This is a genomic window from Martelella sp. AMO21009, from assembly GCF_053484295.1.
On sequence record NZ_JBAKFR010000096.1, the window covers coordinates 1 to 216 of the forward strand.

Genomic DNA, 216 nt, shown 5'->3' on the forward strand with positions numbered 1-216 from the left:
ATTCGTCAAAGGGCAGATTGCTGGTGATCAGGGTGGCGCCCCGCTCATAACGTTGGGAGATCAACTCGAACAGCAGCTCCGCGCCGGTCTTTGACAACGGCACGAAGCCGAGTTCGTCGATGATCAGCAGCTTGTATCCTGCCATCTGCTTCTGGAAACGCAAGAGGCGCCGTTCGTCACGGGCCTCCATCATCTCGCTGACCATGGCGGCGGCTG

Annotated in this window: 1 pseudogene; it reads right to left on the reverse strand. The window is 59.3% G+C overall.

Annotation, left to right across the window (positions count from 1 at the left end):
• Positions 1–216 (reverse strand): annotated as a pseudogene (istB, locus tag V6766_RS25605) (IS21-like element ISSsp5 family helper ATPase IstB); the annotation flags it as partial.